This window comes from Hydrogenophaga sp. IBVHS2 (assembly GCF_002127215.1).
In the GTDB taxonomy this organism is placed as follows: Bacteria; Pseudomonadota; Gammaproteobacteria; order Burkholderiales; family Burkholderiaceae_C; genus Hydrogenophaga.
The window spans coordinates 347,798-363,987 of sequence record NZ_NFUT01000002.1 but is presented as its reverse complement, the minus strand read 5'-3'; the positions used below and the strand labels follow the sequence as shown (position 1 = coordinate 363,987).

The window sequence follows — 16,190 nt, the reverse complement described above, 5'->3', positions numbered from 1 at the left end:
CATCGATTATTGACTTGCAATGCATTGGACTTGGGTTTTTGTCGGACCTAGCATGCAGAAAACTTCATCCGGAGAACCGCCGTGAGCACCACCGCCCTGGAACCGACCGCCGCCACCGCACCCGAAGCCGTGCCGGGCGGGTTCGCCGAGTTCGTGGCCTTGCGCCGGGACCTGCACCGCCATCCCGAGCTGGCCTTTGCCGAACACCGCACCGCCGGCGTGGTGGCGGCGCAGCTGCGCCACTGGGGCTACCACGTGACCGAGGGCGTGGGCGGCACCGGCGTGGTGGGCCGGCTGCAGCGCGGTGACAGCACGCGCTGCATCGGCCTGCGGGCCGACATGGACGCCCTGCCCATCACCGAGGCCAGCGGGGCCGCCTGGAGCAGCGTGCATGCCGGCTGCATGCACGCCTGCGGCCACGACGGTCACACCGCCATGCTGCTGGCCGCCGCCCGGCACTTGGCGCTGCACGGTCGCATTGACGGCACGCTGCACCTGATCTTCCAGCCGGCCGAAGAAGGCGGGGGCGGCGCCCTGAAGATGATGGAAGACGGCCTGTTCGAGCGCTTCCCGTGCGACGCGGTCTTTGCCATGCACAACATGCCGGGGGTGCCGCAAGGCCATCTGGTGTTCCGCAGCGGGCCCATGATGGCCTCGTCCGATTACGCCACCATCACCCTGCAGGGCACCGGGGGTCACGGCGCCATGCCGCACCGCGCCAATGACCCCATCGTGGCCGCCGCTTCGGTGGTGCTGGCACTTCAGACGGTGGTGTCGCGCAACGTCGATCCGCTGCAGCCGGCGGTGATCACCGTGGGCGCCATCGAGGGCGGCAAGGCCAACAACGTGATCCCCGACGCGGTGCGGCTGGAGCTCAGCGTGCGCGCCCTCGACCCCGCCGTGCGCACGCTGCTGGAGCAGCGCATCCGCGAGCTGGTGGCCGCGCAGGCGCAGAGCTTCGGCGTGCAGGCACACATCGACTGGCGTCCCGGCTATGCGGTGCTGGTCAACGACGCGCAGCAGACCCGGCGCGCACTGGCGGTGGCGCAGCGCCATTTCCCGGCCGACCAGGTGCAGGCCGAGGGCCCCATGCTCACCGGCAGCGAAGACTTCGCCTTCATGCTGCAGCGCGTGCCCGGCAGCTACCTGCTGATCGGCAACGGCGCGGGCGACCAGCACGGCGCGTGCATGGTCCACAACCCCGGCTACGACTTCAACGATGCCAACATACCCACCGGCGCCCGCTACTGGGTGGCGCTGGCAGAAGACCTGCTTTCCCCCCAACCCTGAGAAACGAGGAGACTGCCATGAACGTCATTCAACGCCTTCGCCCGCTGCTGGCCGGCCTGCTGCTGGCGGGCTGCGCCGCCGCATCGGCCCAGACCTTTCCCAACCGCCCGGTCACGCTGCTGGTGCCCTACCCGGCCGGCGGCCTGTCGGACGTGATCGCCCGCAGCGTGAACAACGCGCTGTCCAGGTCCCTCGGCCAGCCGGTGATCGTGGAGAACCTGGGTGGCGCCAGCGGATCCATCGCGGCCCAGAAGCTGCTGTCGCAGCCGGCCGACGGCCATGTGGTGTTCCAGGGCTCGCCCAACGAGCTGATCCTGGCGCCGCTGGCCATCGGCTCCATCAAGTTCAAGAGCGAGGACTTCCGGCTGGTGCAGATGATCGCCACCGCGCAGATCGCCTTCGTGGCCCGCAAGGACATTCCCGCCAACAATGTGGATGAGCTGCTGGAACACGCCCGCAAGGCGGCAGCGGCCGGCCGTCCCATCACCTTTGCCAGCGTCGGGCCGGGCTCGTTCTACCACCTGCTGGGCGAGCACCTGTCCAAGGTCACCGGCATTCCCATGATCCACATCCCCTACAAGGGCGCGGCCCCGGCCGATCAGGACCTCATGGGCGGTCAGGTCGACATCTTCCTCGCACCCTACGGCCGCAAGTACGACGAGATGCACAAGCAGGGCCGGGTCAAGGTGCTGGCCATGCTCAACGGCCAGCGGCTCGACGGCGTGAAGGACTACCCGGCCATCAGCGAGAGCAAGGCGCTCAAGGACTTCCAGTTCAACATTTGGACCGGCTACTTCGTGCGCAAGGACACGCCCGAGCCGGTGGTGACCGCGCTGCACAAGGCCATCACCGACACGCTGTCGGATCCGGCCGTGCGCACCCAGCTGGAGAACAACAGCCAGCTGGTGGCCGCACCCCTGCCGCTGACCGCCGTGGGCAAGGCCTATGCGGACGGCATCACCCAGTTCCGCGGCATCGCCCGCTCCATCAACCTGCAGGCGCAATAAACCGGGATCCATACCCCACCCGCCACGGTTAAACTCGTGGCTCCTCCTTCGGGAGGGCACCGCATCGGGAGAGCCCGGCCACAGGCCGGCGCCGAAGGAGCAACCGCCCCGGAAACTCTCAGGCCCCAGGACCGGTCGGTGCCGTCAGACACACTCTGAAGAGCGGTCCGTTTCGTCCACGGACACACCGCAGGAGCAAGTGGCACCCCGCGTGCCATGAATCTCTCAGGTTCCAAACAGAGGGGGCGTCCGCCAGGCCATCCGGGTCGGGCGGACCCATTCCCCCATGACGTTTCTGGAGCCTGATCCATGCCTTCGATCGCCATCATCGGCGGCGGCATCACCGGTGTCACCACCGCCTATGCCCTGACCCGCCGCGGTTTTTCCGTCACCCTGTTCGAGCGCCACCGCTACCCGGCGATGGAAACCTCGTTCGCCAACGGCGGCCAACTCTCGGCCAGCAACGCCGAGACCTGGACCCACCCCTCCACCCTGTGGAAGGGCCTGAAGTGGATGTTCCGGCCCGATGCACCGCTGCTGGTCAACCCGCGCCCGAGCTGGCACAAGCTGAGCTGGTTTGCCGAGTTCGCGGCCAGCATCCCGCGTTACCGGCAGAACACCGTGGCCACCGCCAGGCTGGCGATTGCGGCACGCGAACACCTGTTCGGCTGGGCCGAGGCCGAGGGCATCGACTTCGATGTCAAGAAGGCCGGCATCCTGCACATCTACCGCCACCGCGACGGCTTCGAACACGCCGCCCGGGTGAGCGAGCTGCTGGCCGAAGGCGGCCTGCCGCGCCGCGCGGTGACCCCCGAAGAAATGAAGGCCATCGAACCCACGCTGGCCGGCTCCTACTACGGCGGCTTCTACACCGAGAGCGACGCCACCGGCGACATCCACCGCTACACCAACGGCCTGGCCCAGGCCGCCGAGAAGCGCGGCGCGAAGATGGTCTGCGGCGTCGAAGTGACGAAGGTGCAGAGCGACGGCGAGAAGGCCCGGGTGTGGATCGCCGGCGAAGACGGCCCGCGCACCTTCGACGGCATCGTGGTCTGTGCCGGTGTGGTCAGCCGCGATGTGGCCGCCCAGCTGGGCGACCGGGTCAACATCTACCCGGTCAAGGGCTACAGCATCACGGTCAACCTGCTCGATGAAGCCAGCCAGCAAGCCGCCCCCACGGTGAGCCTGCTGGACGACGAGACCAAGCTGGTGACCAGCCGCCTGGGCGACGGCCGCTTCCGGGTGGCCGGCACGGCCGAGTTCAACGGCGTGAACCGCGACATCCGCGCCGACCGCATCGCCCCGCTGGTGCGCTGGGTGAACCAGTGCTTCCCCGGCGTGAGCACCCGCCAGGTGGTGCCCTGGGCCGGCCTGCGGCCCATGATGCCGGACATGATGCCGCGCGTGGGCCCCGGCCGCCGCGCCAACGTGTTCTACAACACCGGCCACGGCCACCTCGGCTGGACGCTGTCGGCCGCCACCGCCGAAGCCGTGGCCGAGACGGTGCAGCAGTGGGGCGAGGCCCGCCAGCCGCGCCTGCACGGCGGCCTGGTGCTGCCGGCCAGCGCCCGCTGAACCGGACCACCAGCCTGCCCCTGCGGACCATGGGGCGCAGGGGGCGCCGGTACACTGCCGGCTTCCCCTGAACCGCCCCATGTCCACCGACCCGCTGCGCGTGCTCTCCGTCATCCCGCCGATGACGCAGCTCAACACGCCCTACCCCTCCACCGCCTACCTCACCGGCTTCCTGCGCTCGCGCGGGGTGGACGCGCACCAGACCGATCTGGCCCTGGCCCTGGTGCTGGCGCTGTTCCAGCCGAGCGGGCTGGACGCCATCCGGCAGCGGGCCGACGCCTTGCCCTTGAAGCAGCGCAGCCCGAGCGTGCAGGCCTTCCTGGCCGACTTCGCGCGCTACCGCCGCACCATCGGCCCCACCATCGCCTTCCTGCAGGGCCGCGACAGCACGCTGGCCCATCGCATTGCCGCGCGCGAGCTGCTGCCCGAAGGGCCACGCTTTGCCGCGCTGGAACAGTACGAGGACGACGGATCGGGCGATCCGCTGGCCTGGGCCTTCGGTGCCCTGGGTGTGCAGGACAAAGCCCGCCACATTGCCACCCTGTACCTGGACGACCTGGCCGACGTGATCCGCGATGCGGTGGACGAGCGCTTCGCCTTCGTGCGTTATGCCGAATCGCTGGCCAGCAGCCAGCCCAGCTTCGGGCCGCTGGCCCAGGCGCTGGCGGCGCCCCCAACGCTCATCGACGAGATCCTGCAGCGCCTCACGCTGCAGGCGATCGAACAGCACCGACCCACGCTGGTGCTGCTGTCGGTGCCCTTCCCCGGCGCGGTGTACGCCGCCCTGCGCATCGCCCAGACCATCAAGGCACAGCATCCGGAGGTGCACATCGCCCTGGGGGGCGGCTATGTGAACACCGAGCTGCGCGACCTGCGGGAGCCACGCCTGTTCGACTTCGTGGACTTCGTGACCCTGGACGCCGGCGAACGCCCGCTGCTGGCGCTGCTGGAGCACCTGCAGGGCAAGCGCGGCCGGCAGCGGCTGGTGCGCACCTTCGTGCGCAACGACGAAGGCCAGGTGCAGTACATCAACCTCGCCGAACCCGATGTGCCCTTCGAGGATGTGGGCACCCCCACCTGGGACGGCCTCCCGCTGGACCGTTACCTCAGCCTGGTGGACATGCTCAACCCCATGCACCGGCTCTGGAGCGACGGCCGCTGGAACAAGCTGACCGTGGCCCACGGCTGCTACTGGAAGAAGTGCAGCTTCTGCGATGTGAGCCTTGACTACATCGGCCGCTACGAGACCGCCACCGCCCAGACCCTGGCCGACCGCATCGAACGCATCGTGGAGGAAACCGGCCAGACCGGCTTCCACTTCGTCGACGAAGCGGCACCCCCCAAGGCGCTCAAGGCCCTGGCCGAAGAGCTGCTCCAGCGCGGCCTGCCCATCAGCTGGTGGGGCAACATCCGCTTCGAGAAGACCTTCACCCCCGAACTGGCCCAACTGCTGGCCGACAGCGGCTGCATCGCCATGAGCGGCGGGCTGGAAGTGGCCAGCGACCGGCTGCTCAACCTGATGAAGAAGGGCGTGTCGGTGGAGCAGGTGGCCCGGGTCACCAAGGGCTTCAGCGACGCTGGCATCTTGGTGCATGCGTACCTGATGTACGGCTTCCCGACCCAGACGGTGCAGGACACGGTGGACGCGCTGGAATACGTGCGCCAGCTGTTCGAGAACGGCTGCATCCAGAGCGGCTTCTTCCACCGCTTCAGCTGCACGGTGCACTCACCGGTGGGGCTGAATCCGCAGGACTACGGCATCGAACTCATCCCGCTGCCACCGGTCACCTTCGCGCGCAACGACATCGGCTTTGTCGATCCCACCGGCGTCGACCACGATGCTCTGGGCACCGGCCTGCGCAAGGCGCTCTACAACTACATGCACGGCGTGGGACTGGACGAGGACGTGCGCGCCTGGTTCAGCCACCTGCCCCATCCGGTGCCCCGGCCCACGGTGAAGAAGCACCGGATTGCGCGGGCGCTGCAGACCTCTTCGTCCGCTCCATGAATTCACTTCAACAGATCATGCAAGGTGCCCTGCAGGCGCATCGGTCCGGCCACCTGGACGCCGCCATCCAGGGCTACCGGATGGCCTTGGCGCTACAGCCGGATCATCCGGGCATCATGAATCAGTGGGGCATCGCAGAGCTTCAGCGCGGCAATCTGCAGGAGGCACGGCGACTGCTGGAAGCCTCGCTCCAGCGCGCGCCGCAACAGCCGGATGTGCTGTGCAATCTGGCCTACCTGCTCAACCAGCTGGGTGAACACGCCCGAGCCGTCGAGGCCTGCGACCGTTCGCTGGCGCTGGAACAGCCCAATGCCGGCGCCCTCACCAACAAGGGGGAAGCATTGCGCGGGCTGGGCCGGGCAGACGAGGCGCTCGCCTGCTTCGAGGCAGCCCTGGCCTTGCAGCCTGGCCGGGCCGACTACCTCTACAACCGCGCCAATGCCCTGTTCGACCTGCACCGGCTCAGTGAGGCCATCAGCGATTTTCAGGAGGCACTGCGGCAGGCGCCGCAGGTGCGGCAGATCCGCATCAATCTGGCCGCGGCGCATGTCCGGAACAACGAAGTGCGGGAGGCGGTCGCGCATCTGGAGGAGGCGGGGCGCATGGACCCCTCCGACCCGCTCGTGTGGATGAACCTGGGCGCTGCACATGACGCACTACGGGAATCCAGCCGGGCTGAGCAGTGCTTCCGGCGGGTCATCGAACTGCAACCCGGGAATGCGCTGGGCCATGCCAATCTGGGCCAGCTGCTCAACGGCACGCGCCGGCACACCGAGGCCATCCAGCATTTCAGCGAGGCGCTCCGGCTCGATCCCACGCTGCACGCCTGCCGTGGCGGCCGGCTGATGGCCCGGCGACATATTTGCGACTTGGACAGCGAACAGGAGGAGCAGATCCTGCTGAAGGCAGCGCTGGCCGAGGGAAATGCCGCGCTGACACCGTTCGAGGCCATCCTGACGCAGGACGATCCGGCCGTGGTGCTCCAGGCCACCGAAAACTTCGTAGCTCATCGACTGGGAACGCCCCCAGCAGTCGGCATGCTTCCGACCGCAGGAACCACCACCCGGCGGATCCGGGTAGGCTACTTTGCGGCCGACTGGGGCGAGCATCCGGTCACCTACCTCCTGGCGCCGACGCTGGAGGCGCACAACCGCGAGGCGGTGGAAGTTCATGTTTTCCTGACAGGTCCACAACCTCCCTCTCCTGGGCTGGACCGCGTCCGGCTAGCGGCCGACCACTTCCACGATGTGGTAGGTCAACCGGTGGCGATGATTCAGGAGCGGGCCCGGTCAGCGGGCATCGACATTGCGGTGGATCTGGGCGGGCACACCCTGAACAACCGGGCCGACCTGTTCGCCGCGCGGGTGGCACCGGTGCAGGTCAGCTATCTGGGCTACCCCGGCCCCAGCGGCATCCCGGCGATGGACTACATCCTGGCCGATGACGCGCTAATTCCTGCCGAGCTGCGGACTCACTACACCGAACACGTGGCCTGGATGGATGCCTACCAAGCCAACGACGCCTGGAAGCCCATCGCCGGCAACACATGCCGTGAGGATCACGACATCCCTGGTGACGCCTTCGTGTTTTGTTGCTTCAGCAACAGCTTCAAGATCAGCCCGGCCACGTTGTCCATGTGGATCGACATCCTGCAGAAGGCACCGCGCAGTCACCTGTGGGTGTACGCGGACCATGCCGACAGCCGCGGCCACCTTGCAGCAGCCCTGGCCAGGGCAGGCATCGGACCGGATCGCCTGCACTTTGCTGGGCGAGTCGATCGCATCGACTACCTGGAACGCATGGCGCTGGCAGACCTGTACCTGGACACGACACCGTACAGCTCGGGCACCACGGCCAGTGATGCCCTGCGGGCAGGCCTGCCCATCCTCACGCTGGAAGGAAGGACCTTCTCGGCACGCATGTGCACCAGCGTGCTGCGCAGCGCGGGCCTGAACGAGCTGATTGCACCGACACCGGCGGCTTACGTGCAGCAGGCCGTGGCCTGGGCCAGGGATCCCGAGGGGCTTCGGGCACTGCGGACGCGGCTGACCGGCACCGTGGGATCGTCGCGCCTGTTCGACACGGCGCGCACGGCAAGCCAGCTAGAGTCGCTGTACCGGCAGATGCAGGATCTCAAGGCAGCGGGTGCTCCACTCAAGGACCTCCGGGCAGGGTGATCAGGGCGGTGCTCATGCGCTGCGGGCGTGATCGAAGATCAGGCAGGTGGTGGTGGCATGGGCGTAGATCTTGCCGTCCGGACCCAGGATGCGGCCTTCGGCCGTGGCCACCTGCCGGCCCGCATGGATCACCTGACCCTCGGCCCGCACCAGCGGCACCGCATCGGTGAGCGGACGCAGCATGTTCACCTTCAGTTCCAGCGTGGTGTAGCCCTGGCCCGCAGGCAGCATGGTGTGCACCGCACAACCCACCGCCGAATCGAGCAAGGTGCAGAACCAGCCGCCGTGCACCGTGCCCAGCGGGTTGTAGTGGCGCTGTTGCGGCTTGCCCTGGAACACCGCCAGACCCGGTTCCATGTGCACCGGCACGAAGTCCATGGTCTCGCCAATCGGCGGTGCCGGCAGGTCTCCGGCAAAGATGGCGGCGAACACCTCCATGCCGGTCATGCCGAACACCTTTTCGCGCGGGGCAGTGCCAGAATCGCCCAGGCGGCTGCGCACGTGCCGCTCGGCCTGCTGCCATTCTTCGAGGGTCCGCTGTACCGACATGACATCTCCTTTTCTATTGCATCTACAATCGTTTTATCTGCAATTTATAGCATGAAAGAAAACGTCCTGCCGCAAGGCTGCACCAACTTCAAGATCCGGCAACTGGGTCGCATGGTGACGCGCCATTACGACCAGCACATGGCCGCGGTGGGCCTGAAGAACACCCAGTACGCCCTGCTCTCGCATGTGGTCAAGCTCGGACCGATCCGTCCGGGTGATCTGGCCCGGCGCCTGCAGCTGGATGCGTCGACCCTGACGCGCAATCTCCAGCCCATGGTGGCGCAGGGATGGCTGGTGGTGGGCGCCGGGGACGACGCACGCAGCCGGCTGATCGAAGCCACCGACGCCGGCCGAGCGCTGCGCGCCGAAGGACAGCGCGCCTGGAAGGCGGCCCAGACGGCCCTGAACCAGAAGCTGGGCGTTGAACAGGTGGTGGCCCTGCACCGCCTGCTGGACGCCAGCATGGCGGCGCTCGACGACGGATCCGAACCGCTGGTGCGCTGATGCCCGCGCCGGGCTCAGACCTCGCCTGCAGCGATGCGCCGCAACGCCTGCTCGAACACCGCCGCCGGCTGCCCCCCGGAGATGAGGTGGCGCTGGTTGACGATGACCGCCGGCACCGAATGGATGCCGTTGCCGGTGTAGAACGCCTGGCGCTCGCGCACCTCCTGCGCGAATTCATCGCTGGCCAGGATGGCACGGGCGCGGTCCTCATCCAGCCCCGCTTCGGCCACGCAGGCCAGCAGCACCTCGTGGTGGCCCATGGCCTCGCTGCGGGTGTGGCAGGCCGTCAGCAGGGCTTTCTTCAGGGCCATCTGCTGCCCTGATGCGCCTTCCTCGGCGGCCCAGTGCAGCAGGCGGTGGGCATCGAAAGTGTTCCAGATGCGGCCGCGACCGCCGGGGTTGAAGGTGAAGCCGACCTCGGCGCCCCGGGCCCGGATCGTCTCGCGGATCTGGGCCTGCTGCTCGGGCGTGCTGCCGTACTTCTGGGTCAGGTGCTCGCCGATGTCCTGGCCCTCGGGACCCATGTGCGGGTTCAGCTCGAACGGCTGGAAGCTGATGTCGGCCGTCACGCTGCCCTGCAGGTTCTGCAGTGCCTGTTCCAGGGCGCCCAGGCCGACGGCGCACCAGGGGCAGGAGACGTCGGAGACGAAATCGATGTGCAAGGTGTTCATGGACGGCATGTTAGGCCCGAGGCCTGCGAGACAATCCGGGGCTGTCGCAAGCCCCTGCCTCCGTTCCGGACTCCCTTCCATGACCGACCGCTACGCCGTCATTGGCCATCCCATCGCCCACAGCAAGTCGCCCCAGATCCACGCAGCCTTCGCGCAGGCCACCGGGCAGGACCTGAGCTACACCGCCATCGACTCGCCGCTCGAAGGCTTTGCCGACACGGTGGCGGCCTTCCGGGCCGGCGGCGGTCGCGGCGTGAATGTCACCCTGCCCTTCAAGCTGGAGGCCTGCGCCCTGGCCACCGACCCGAGCGAGGCGGCGCGCCTGGCCGGTGCGGCCAACGCGCTCAAGTTCGAGGATGAGCGGATCTGGGCCGAGAACTTCGACGGCGTGGGGCTGGTGAACGACATCCAGGTGAACCTGGGCCACGCCCTGCGCGGGCGGCGGGTGCTGGTGCTGGGCGCCGGTGGTGCCACCCGCGGGGCACTGCTGCCGCTGGCCGCGCAAGGCCCTGCGGTGCTGGTGGTGGCCAACCGCAGCGCCGACAAGGCGCACGCCCTGCGCACCGACTTCGCCGCCCACGCCGCGCTGCAGACCGGGGGCTATGCCGATCTGGCCGGCGAGTCCTTCGATGTGGTCATCAATGCCACCTCGGCCGGGCTGAACAACGAGACGCTGCCGCTGCCGCCCGGTCTGTTCGCGCCCGGTGCGCTGGCCTACGACATGGTCTACGGCAAGGGTCTCACGCCCTTCCTGCGGCAGGCGCAGCAGGCCGGCGTGACCGCCTTGGCCGACGGTGTGGGCATGCTGGTGGAACAGGCAGCAGAAGCCTTCGTGTGGTGGCGCGGCGTGCGGCCCACCACCGCCGCCGTCATCCGCAGCCTGTCGGTGCCGCTGGTTTAAAGTGCCAGCATTCCGGAGACCTCCATGCCCGCCATCCTGCTGCTCAACGGCCCCAACCTGAACCTGCTCGGCACGCGCGAGCCGGGCGTCTATGGCGCCACCACGCTGGCCGATGTGGAAGCCCGCTGCCGCACCACGGCCGAGCGCCTGGGCTTCACGCTCGAAGCCCTGCAGAGCAACCACGAAGGCACCCTCATCGACGCCATCCACCAGGCCGGCGTGCGCCACCGCAGCGGCGAGCTGGCCGGTGTGGTGTTCAACCCGGGCGCGTTCACCCACACCTCGGTGGCCCTGTTCGATGCCATCAGCGGGGTGAAGCCGCTGCCGGTGTTCGAGGTGCACATCTCCAACGTGCACGCGCGCGAGAGCTTCCGCCACCACTCCTACGTGTCGCCGGCCGCCGCCGGCATCGTGGTGGGCTTTGGGGTGGACGGCTACGAGCTGGCCATCGAAGGGCTGGCGCGGCGCGCCCGCGCGGCTTGAGGCTTCAGCTGCGCCGCAGCCACCACACCCGCAGCGCGCACAGCGCAGCCACCGCGCCACAGGCCGACGACAGCCAGAACACGCTGGCCAGGCCCAGGGCCGAGCTCAGCAGCCCCCCGATCAGTCCGCCCACCACGCCGGGCAGGCCGTAACCCAGCACCGCGTACAGGGCCTGGCCGCGCCCGCGCAGCCGTCCGGGGAAGTGTTCGCTGATCCACGCAATGCACACCGTGTGGTGCGCCGCAAAGGTGATGGCGTGCAGCGCCTGCGCCAGCACCAGCACAGCCAGCGACGAGGCCAGTGACGCGGTGATGCCCATGCGCAGCGCCATGAGGCCGGCGGCCAGCACCAGCCAGGCCGGCAGCGTGAGCCGCGGCAGCCAGCGGCCCTGGGTGAAGAACCAGCCCACCTCGATGGCCACCGACAGCGCCCACAGCAACCCGATCACCGTCTTGCTGTAGCCCAGCGAGTCCAGGTAGAGCGACAGGAAGATGTAGATGAAGATGTGCGCCAGCACATGGAAGAACACCGCCGCGAAGAACCAGGCCACCGGCGGCTGGCGCAGGACCGGCCAGATGCGCGGGCGGGCCTGCTCGATGTGCACCGGCTCGCGGGCATCGGGCAGGCGCCAGGTGCTCAGCGCCACGGCCGCCAGCGTGGCCAGGGTCCAGGCCGGGAAGCTGCTCATGCCGGTGTGCTCGAACCAGGCGCCGGCCACCACCACCGTCACCAGAAAACCGATCGAGCCCCAGACCCGCACCCGGCCGTAGCGGCGGGCATCGAAGCTGCCGTCGCGGCTGACCAGATGGGCCAGCGCGGCCTCGCTCATGGGCATCATGCCGCTGGTGTGGGTGAACATCATCAACAGCACCAGGAACAGCCCGGTGGTGCCCAGGTCGAACCACAGGCCCAGCGAGGCCAGCAGCGCCACGGTGGCGCCGTAGCGCAGCAGCCGCACCCGTTCGCCGGTGTGGTCGCTCAGCCAGCCCCAGCCGTAGGGCGCGAACAGCCGCGTGGCGGACTGCACCGAGGTGAGCACGCTGATGGCCAGCAGGCCGTAGCCCAGCTCCTTGAGCCACAGCGGCAGGTACGGGTTGAAGAAGCCGATGTGCGCGAAATAGCTGGCGCTCAGCCAGGAGAACGGCCGCACCGCCGAGGCAGCGGCCATGTCAGCTCCGCTGGCGTTCGGCGATGTCGGGGGTGACGGTGCTCACGTCGCCGCACTGGGCGCGGTGGCGCAGCGCATGGTCCATGACGACCAGGGCCAGCAGGGCCTCGGCGATCGGCGTGGCGCGGATGCCCACGCAGGGGTCGTGGCGGCCCTTGGTGATGAGCTCGGTGGGCTCGCCGTTGACATCGATGCTCTGGCGCGGGATCAGGATGGAGCTGGTCGGCTTGATGGCGATCGACACCTCCAGGTCCTGGCCGGTGCTGATGCCGCCCAGCACGCCGCCGGCCTTGTTGGCCGCAAAGCCCTCGGGCGTGAGGCTGTCGCCGTGGGTGCTGCCCTTGTCGGCCACGCAGGCAAAACCGGCGCCGATCTCCACGCCCTTGACCGCGTTCAGGCCCATCATGGCGTGGGCGATGTCGGCATCGAGCCGGTCATACAGCGGCTCGCCCAGACCCACCGGCATGCCGCTGGCGGTGACGCGGATGCGGGCACCGCAGGAATCGCCGCTCTTGCGCAGCGCCATCATGTAGGTCTCCAGGGCCGACACATCGGCCACCGGCGCAAAGAACGGGTTGTGGCGCACATGCTCCCAGCCCTCGAAGGGGATGGCCACCTCGCCGATCTGGGTCATGCAGCCGCGGAACTCGATGCCGTGGCGCTCACGCAGCCATTTGCGGGCCACCGCGCCAGCGGCCACGGTGGGGGCGGTCAGGCGGGCCGAGCTGCGGCCGCCACCGCGCGGGTCGCGGATGCCGTATTTCTGCCAGTAGGTGTAGTCGGCGTGGCCGGGCCGGAAGGTCTGCAGGATGTCGCCGTAGTCCTTGCTGCGCTGGTCGGTGTTGCGGATCAGCAGGGCGATGGGGGCACCGGTGGTCTGCCCCTGGTAGACGCCGGAGAGGATCTCCACCGCATCGGGCTCGTTGCGCTGGGTGACGAAGGGGCTCGTGCCGGGGCGGCGGCGGTCGAGGTCGGTCTGGATGTCGGCTTCCGTCAGCGCCAGGCCGGGCGGGCACCCGTCGATCACGCAGCCGATGGCCGGGCCGTGGGATTCACCGAAGTTGGTGACGCAAAACAGGGTGCCTAGGGTGTTGCCGCTCATGCGGCCCGATTATCCCCGAGCGGCACCGGTCGTCTGGCCGCCGGCGGCTTCGCCTTCCTCGTCCTGGGGCCAGTCGCGGATGTAGGCCTTGAGCATGCGGTTCTCGAAGTTCTGGCTGTCGACCACCGCCTTGGCCACGTCGTAGAAGCTGATCACGCCCATGAGCATCTTGTTGTCCATGACCGGCATGTAGCGGGTGTGCTTTTCCAGCATCATGGGGCGGACCTGATCGAGCTCGGTCTCGGGGGTGCAGCTCATGGGGTGGTCGTCCATCACGGTGCGCACCACCTTGCCACCCAGGCTGCCGCCATTGCGGGCCAGGGTGTGGATCACCTCGCGGAAGGTCAGCATGCCCACCAGTTCGCCGTGCTCCATGACGGCCAGCGAGCCGATGTCGTACTGGGCCATGGTGTCCACCGCTCGCTGCAGTGAGTCCTCCGGCGAGATGGTGTAGAGCGTGCCGCCCTTGACGCGCAGGATGTCGCTGACTTTCATGGCCGTTCTCCTCGGAATCTTGTGTCGTCCACCCGACCGGGCAGAGGAGCAATATAGCCCACAATACTTCGCGAAACCACATCAGGAGACACCCCCATGGCCGGTCATTCCGACCCCGGGTTCGACACGCTGGCGCTGCACGCCGGCGCCCAGCCCGACCCCGCCACCGGCGCGCGCGCCGTGCCCATCCACCTGAGCACCTCGTTCGTCTTCGAGTCGAGCGACCACGCAGCCGCCCTGTTCAACCTCGAGCGCGCGGGCCATGTGTACAGCCGCATCAGCAACCCCACCAACGCGGTGTTCGAGCAGCGCATGGCCGCGCTCGAAGGCGGCGTGGGCGCGATTGCCACGGCCAGCGGCCAGGCCGCGCTGCACCTGGCGGTGGCCACGCTGATGGGCGCGGGTTCGCACATCGTGGCCAGCACCGCGCTGTACGGCGGCAGCCAGAACCTGCTGCACTACACCATGCGGCGCTTCGGCATCGAGACCACCTTCGTCAAGCCCGGCGACATCGACGGCTGGAAGGCCGCCGTGCGACCCAACACCCGGCTGTTCTTCGGCGAGACCGTGGGCAACCCCGGCCTGGACGTGCTCGATATGCCCACCATCGGCCAGATCGCGCGCGAGGCCGGTGTGCCGCTGCTGGTCGACTCCACCCTGACCACGCCTTACCTGGTGCGCCCGCTGGAGCTGGGGGCCGACCTGGTCTATCACTCGGCCACCAAGTTCCTGAGCGGCCACGGCACCGTCATCGGCGGCGTGCTGATCGACGGCGGTAGCTTCGACTGGGACGCGGCCCACGCCCGTGACGGCCGCTTTGCCGAGCTCAGCGAGTCCTACGACGGCTTCCACAACATGGTGTTCACCGAAGAATCCACGGTGGGCGCCTTCCTGCTGCGCGCGCGGCGCGAGGGCCTGCGCGACTTCGGTGCCTGCATGAGCCCGCACACCGCATGGCTGATCCTGCAGGGCATCGAGACGCTGTCGATGCGCATGGACCGTCACATGGCCAACACCGAGAAGGTCGTGCAGTTCCTGGCCAGCCATCCGCTTGTCTCGCGCGTGGGCCACCCGCTGCTCGAATCCCACCCCAGCCATGCACTGGCCGAACGCATCCTGCGCTTCGGCGCGCGCGGTGCGGGCTCGGTGTTCAGCTTCGACATCGCCGGCAGCCGGGCCCAGGGCAAGGCCTTCATCGAGTCGCTCAAGATCTTCAGCCACCTGGCCAATGTGGGTGACTGCCGCTCGCTGGTGATCCACCCGGCCAGCACCACCCACTTCCGCATGAGCGACGAGGCCCTGGCCGGCGCCGGCATCGGTCCGGGCACCATCCGCCTGTCCATCGGCCTGGAAGATGCCGACGACCTGATCGACGACCTCAAGCGCGCCCTCAAGGCCGCAGAAAAGGCAGCCTGAGCATGGAACTCACCGTCAACGGTGCGCGCACCTACGTCTACACCGGCGGCAAGCCCTTCGATGCCGCCAGGCCCACCGTGGTCATGATCCACGGCGTGCTCAACGACCACAGCGTCTGGGCCCTGCAGAGCCGCTACCTGGCGCACCACGGCTTCAATGTGCTGGCCGTCGATCTGCCGGGCCACTGCCGCAGCCAGGGCGAAGCCCCGGCGTCGGTGGAGGCGGCGGCCGACTTCGTGGGCGCGCTGCTGGATGCCGCCGGCGTGCCGCAGGCCGCACTGGTCGGCCACAGCTGGGGATCGCTCATTGCCATGGAAGCCGCTGCCCTCTTCCCCGAGCGCATCAGCCATCTGGTGCTGGTGGGGACGGCCTACCCGATGAAGGTGTCGCCGGCCCTCATCCAGGCCTCGCTGGAAGAGCCCGAAAAGGCGCTGCGCATGGTCAATGTGTTCTCGCGCAGCACCCTGGCCGCGCCGCCCTCGGCGCTGGGCCCGGGCACCTGGGTGTTCGGCGCCGGCATGGCCCTGGGCCGGCGGGTGCTGCGCAGCAACCCGGCGGTGAACGTGTTCCACCGCGGCTTCGTGGCCTGCGACAGCTACGCGGGTGGCGAGGCGGCCATGCAGAACGGCCGCTGCCCGGTGCTGTTCGTGCTGGGCTCGACCGACCAGATGACGCCTCCGAAGGCCGCCCTGGGGCTGATCGACGCCGCACGCGCCGCTGGCCGCACGGTGGAGGTGACCCGGGTGCCGGTGGGCCACCACCAGATGACCGAAGCGCCCGACGCCACCCTGTTCGCCCTGCGCGACTTCCTGCAGCGCCGCAGCGCGCTGCCGGCCTGACCGGA

15 protein-coding genes and 2 riboswitches are annotated in these 16,190 nt (G+C 68.7%); of the genes, 10 read left to right on the top strand and 5 right to left on the bottom strand.

Features of this window, described 5'->3' with window-relative positions; all coding sequences use genetic code 11:
* The first annotated feature begins 129 nt into the window (after positions 1 to 129).
* The 5 genes from CAP38_RS06495 to CAP38_RS06475 all read left to right on the top strand — a co-directional run bounded on the left by CAP38_RS06495 (position 130) and on the right by CAP38_RS06475 (position 8,057).
* Positions 130 to 1,290, top strand: a complete 1,161-nt coding sequence (locus tag CAP38_RS06495) for a M20 aminoacylase family protein (protein ID WP_086121065.1) — start codon at positions 130 to 132, stop codon at positions 1,288 to 1,290.
* 17 nt (positions 1,291 to 1,307) lie between these two features.
* On the top strand, positions 1,308 to 2,297 hold the full coding sequence (locus tag CAP38_RS06490; RefSeq protein ID WP_086120201.1) for a tripartite tricarboxylate transporter substrate binding protein: 990 nt from the start codon (positions 1,308 to 1,310) through the stop codon (positions 2,295 to 2,297).
* 55 nt (positions 2,298 to 2,352) lie between these two features.
* A riboswitch (glycine riboswitch) is annotated at positions 2,353 to 2,441 on the top strand.
* 1 nt (position 2,442) lies between these two features.
* A riboswitch (glycine riboswitch) is annotated at positions 2,443 to 2,547 on the top strand.
* Positions 2,548 to 2,606: 59 nt separating this feature from the next.
* Complete coding sequence (locus CAP38_RS06485; RefSeq protein ID WP_086120199.1) at positions 2,607 to 3,872, top strand: D-amino acid dehydrogenase; 1,266 nt, start codon at positions 2,607 to 2,609, stop codon at positions 3,870 to 3,872.
* 79 nt (positions 3,873 to 3,951) lie between these two features.
* Positions 3,952 to 5,880 carry a radical SAM protein gene (locus CAP38_RS06480; RefSeq protein WP_086120197.1) on the top strand — a complete coding sequence of 643 codons (1,929 nt, stop codon included), beginning with the start codon at positions 3,952 to 3,954 and terminating at the stop codon, positions 5,878 to 5,880.
* 17 nt (positions 5,881 to 5,897) lie between these two features.
* The gene (locus CAP38_RS06475) at positions 5,898 to 8,057 is read left to right on the top strand and encodes a tetratricopeptide repeat protein (protein ID WP_179188474.1); all 2,160 of its coding nucleotides are present in this window, start codon (positions 5,898 to 5,900) and stop codon (positions 8,055 to 8,057) included.
* Between the two features lie 12 nt (positions 8,058 to 8,069).
* On the opposite strand, the gene CAP38_RS06470 is transcribed toward CAP38_RS06475, so the two are convergent.
* Positions 8,070 to 8,606 (bottom strand): PaaI family thioesterase, encoded by a 537-nt coding sequence (locus tag CAP38_RS06470; RefSeq protein ID WP_086120194.1) that lies wholly within the window; start codon positions 8,604 to 8,606, stop codon positions 8,070 to 8,072.
* Between the two features lie 51 nt (positions 8,607 to 8,657).
* On the opposite strand from CAP38_RS06470, the gene CAP38_RS06465 reads away from it, so the two are divergent.
* On the top strand, positions 8,658 to 9,110 hold the full coding sequence (locus CAP38_RS06465; RefSeq protein ID WP_086120193.1) for a MarR family winged helix-turn-helix transcriptional regulator: 453 nt from the start codon (positions 8,658 to 8,660) through the stop codon (positions 9,108 to 9,110).
* Between the two features lie 14 nt (positions 9,111 to 9,124).
* Here CAP38_RS06465 and CAP38_RS06460 read toward each other — a convergent pair whose 3' ends face one another.
* Complete coding sequence (locus CAP38_RS06460; protein ID WP_179188473.1) at positions 9,125 to 9,781, bottom strand: DsbA family oxidoreductase; 657 nt, start codon at positions 9,779 to 9,781, stop codon at positions 9,125 to 9,127.
* Positions 9,782 to 9,860: 79 nt separating this feature from the next.
* Between CAP38_RS06460 and aroE the strand changes: the two genes are divergently transcribed.
* Together aroE and aroQ are read left to right on the top strand one after the other, a co-directional pair.
* Positions 9,861 to 10,682, top strand: a complete 822-nt coding sequence (gene aroE / locus CAP38_RS06455) for a shikimate dehydrogenase (RefSeq protein ID WP_086120189.1) — start codon at positions 9,861 to 9,863, stop codon at positions 10,680 to 10,682.
* A gap of 24 nt (positions 10,683 to 10,706) precedes the next feature.
* On the top strand, positions 10,707 to 11,165 hold the full coding sequence (gene aroQ / locus CAP38_RS06450) for a type II 3-dehydroquinate dehydratase (RefSeq protein WP_086120186.1): 459 nt from the start codon (positions 10,707 to 10,709) through the stop codon (positions 11,163 to 11,165).
* Between the two features lie 4 nt (positions 11,166 to 11,169).
* Here the strand turns inward: aroQ and CAP38_RS06445 are convergent, their stop codons facing one another.
* Genes CAP38_RS06445 through CAP38_RS06435 form a run of 3 tightly spaced genes read right to left on the bottom strand, consistent with a single transcriptional unit; the run spans position 11,170 to position 13,930 of the window.
* Positions 11,170 to 12,333, bottom strand: coding sequence for an MFS transporter (locus CAP38_RS06445; protein WP_086120185.1), 1,164 nt, complete (start codon positions 12,331 to 12,333; stop codon positions 11,170 to 11,172).
* A 1-nt stretch (position 12,334) separates the two neighbouring features.
* Positions 12,335 to 13,435 carry a chorismate synthase gene (gene aroC / locus CAP38_RS06440; RefSeq protein WP_086120183.1) on the bottom strand — a complete coding sequence of 367 codons (1,101 nt, stop codon included), beginning with the start codon at positions 13,433 to 13,435 and terminating at the stop codon, positions 12,335 to 12,337.
* Positions 13,436 to 13,444: 9 nt separating this feature from the next.
* Positions 13,445 to 13,930, bottom strand: a complete 486-nt coding sequence (locus CAP38_RS06435) for a CBS domain-containing protein (protein WP_086120181.1) — start codon at positions 13,928 to 13,930, stop codon at positions 13,445 to 13,447.
* Between the two features lie 96 nt (positions 13,931 to 14,026).
* Here CAP38_RS06435 and CAP38_RS06430 point away from each other — a divergent pair, with 96 nt between their 5' ends.
* Both CAP38_RS06430 and CAP38_RS06425 read left to right on the top strand, forming a co-directional pair.
* Positions 14,027 to 15,346, top strand: coding sequence for an O-acetylhomoserine aminocarboxypropyltransferase (locus CAP38_RS06430; protein ID WP_086120179.1), 1,320 nt, complete (start codon positions 14,027 to 14,029; stop codon positions 15,344 to 15,346).
* 2 nt (positions 15,347 to 15,348) lie between these two features.
* Positions 15,349 to 16,185 carry an alpha/beta fold hydrolase gene (locus CAP38_RS06425; RefSeq protein ID WP_086120177.1) on the top strand — a complete coding sequence of 279 codons (837 nt, stop codon included), beginning with the start codon at positions 15,349 to 15,351 and terminating at the stop codon, positions 16,183 to 16,185.
* Positions 16,186 to 16,190: the final 5 nt, after the last annotated feature.